Raw genomic sequence first — 2,321 nt, forward strand, 5'->3', positions numbered from 1 at the left:
GTCGATGTCGTCGTGCGCGTGACGACACGCACGGCGTATCACAGGTTTGGTGAACGGCTCAAGGCTCTTGGTTTCCGCGAGGATACACGGCCGGATGCGCCGATCTGTCGCTGGTGCGATCCTGACGATCTCGCCCTCGACGTCATGCCACTGGACCCCGCGATCCTGGGATTCTCGAATCGCTGGTACGAAGCGGCGTTGCGAGATGCGATACCATACTCGCTCGGCCGCGATCTCGTCATTCGCATTCCCGGCTCGCCGCTCTACGTCGCATGCAAGTGGGCCGCGTTCGAGGGACGGGCGCGAGGCGACGTGATCGGCAGTCATGATCTGGAGGACATCATCACGGTGGTCGCAGGCCGGCCGGAACTTCTGGAGGAGCTTCGCTTCGTCGAGCCGGCGGTTCGCGAGTACGTGGCGTCTGAGACAGCGCGCTTTCTTGCGCATCCGTATGCGCATGACGTCATCGTCGGGGCGCTGCCGGATGCCTGGGACGACCCGACGCTGCTCGCTGACATCGAAGCGCGGCTTCGGACCATCGCCCACGGTTGAAGGCCGCCTCTGGTGAACTGTCTATTATGGACTCAAAGTCAGTCTTTTAAAGACCCATCATCGAGGCGGGGAACATGACGATGACGGGATCGGCGCGCGCCGAGTCGAAGGACGCGGGGAGGACCCAGCTGCGCCATCGGCTCCGCGGCGTAGTTCAACTCTACCCAGGCCCATCAAGACCAGTACGCAGACGCCCAGACGCCCAGGAAGCAGGAGACGCCCCGCTCGAGGACTACCTCGGGCGGCGCGTCAGGCGATCGGCCCGCGGAAAAAGGCACCACGACGCAGTGAATTTGCCTATGCACCCCGCCGAGCGTACGCTTACTATGGCAGCGGTTCCAATGGCCTGGAGGGCCGATGCCGGTGACGGCGAAACTGTCGTTGCGTTTCTACGAGAAGTTCGGTGAAGATGTCGCCAACGAGCTCATGGAGTGGTTCAATAGCGTTGCCGTGCTCGCCGAGATGTACGGAGTGGAGACGAAAGCTCTCAAGCGTGCGGTAAGACGCAACGTCCAGCGCTTTCCTCCCGATTTCATGTTTCGCCTTTCTGCGGAGGAGTTCCGGAACTTGAGGAGCCAATCTGGCACCTCAAGTCCGCTTCACGCGGCTTGGACGTCAACCAGAATGATCTCTTTCTCCGCTTCGGCCGGCACTCCCCGGAGCCCGTCCGTACGACGGTCCTCGAGGACCAGCCCGATGGCTTCCGCCAGGCTCTTCCGCGCCTCCTCCTTGGAGTGGCCCTGCCCATTTGCGCCCGGGACCTCTGGGCAATAGGCCACCACCCAGTCCCCGTCTCGCTCGTATACCGCAGTGAACTCGTGGTGCATGGCGCCCTCCGTGGCCGTCCGGTCTCAAGATAGCGCCGGGAAGCCGCGCCGCGTAACCAGCCCGCGCGCGGTGCGCGTCAAACATCGAGATCATGCGCGCGTTCGTGCGGCTTCGGCAGATGCTCGAATCGAACGCGGGGCTCGCCCGGAAACTCGACTCTACCCACGCGCGTGATCGACAACCGCAGACGCACCGACACCGTCGACCGGTGAGCCGGGGGTATACTTCCGCCAGTGCGCGGGAGCCGGAACCTCCCCCCCCAGGCGGCAACTGCCCATGGCAACCGAGCAACTTGGCTTCCTGCTGGCCATCGCGGGGCTGGTCGGGATCGGCCTCTTCTTTCTCCTGTACCTCGGCCTCGGCGAGGGTCGCAGGCTGGAGGCGTGGGAGCGCCGGGCGATCCGGACGTCGGCCACGGTGGTCCGGCACGAGGTGCGATCCTACAAGGCCAACACCTACCACAGTCCGGTGGTCCGCTACAGAACCCGTACCGGCGTTGAGGTCGAAGCCGAGGTGGCGAGGCCCCGCCGGCGTCCGGATCCTGCTGTGGGCGGGATCCTGGACGTCCTCTACGACCCAGTTGCGCCATCGGCTCCGCGGCTGCCCGGCCAGGATCGTGGGGGGGTGGTTTTCATGTCGGTTCTGGGCGGGATCCTTCTCGGGATCGGCGTCGTGATGGGAGTTCTTGTGTTCGGGCGCTGACCAGCGGTCGGTACTTCAACTCTACCCATCAAGACCAGGACGCAGACGCCCAGACGCCCAGGAAGCAGGAGACGCCCCGCTCGAGGACTACCTCGGGCGGGGCGTCAGTCTTTCCTCGTAACGGGCCGGAGCACCGCCTCCACCTCGCGCCGCGACTCGATCGCGAGATCGATCTCCGCCTGGAGATCGCGGGCCGCGTCGAGGTCCGCGGTCAGCTGGTCCACCGTGCCGACCCCGGC

Annotated in this window: 3 protein-coding genes; 2 read left to right on the top strand and 1 reads right to left on the bottom strand. The window is 65.1% G+C overall.

The window, feature by feature from the left end; genetic code table 11:
* Nucleotides 1–552: hypothetical protein (locus tag Q8Q85_05610; protein ID MDP3773727.1), on the top strand; the 552-nt coding region annotated here is incomplete at its 5' end.
* Between the two features lie 599 nt (nucleotides 553–1,151).
* Here the strand turns inward: Q8Q85_05610 and Q8Q85_05615 are convergent.
* A complete protein-coding gene (locus tag Q8Q85_05615) occupies nucleotides 1,152–1,379 on the bottom strand; it encodes a type II toxin-antitoxin system HicB family antitoxin (GenBank protein MDP3773728.1) in 228 nt (75 codons plus the stop codon).
* Nucleotides 1,380–1,656: 277 nt separating this feature from the next.
* Here Q8Q85_05615 and Q8Q85_05620 point away from each other — a divergent pair, with 277 nt between their 5' ends.
* Nucleotides 1,657–2,082, top strand: a complete 426-nt coding sequence (locus Q8Q85_05620) for a DUF3592 domain-containing protein (GenBank protein ID MDP3773729.1) — start codon at nucleotides 1,657–1,659, stop codon at nucleotides 2,080–2,082.
* The last annotated feature ends 239 nt before the right edge of the window (nucleotides 2,083–2,321 follow it).

The sequence above is a fragment of the Gemmatimonadales bacterium genome, assembly GCA_030697825.1.
Taxonomy (GTDB): Bacteria; Gemmatimonadota; Gemmatimonadetes; order Gemmatimonadales; family JACORV01; genus JACORV01.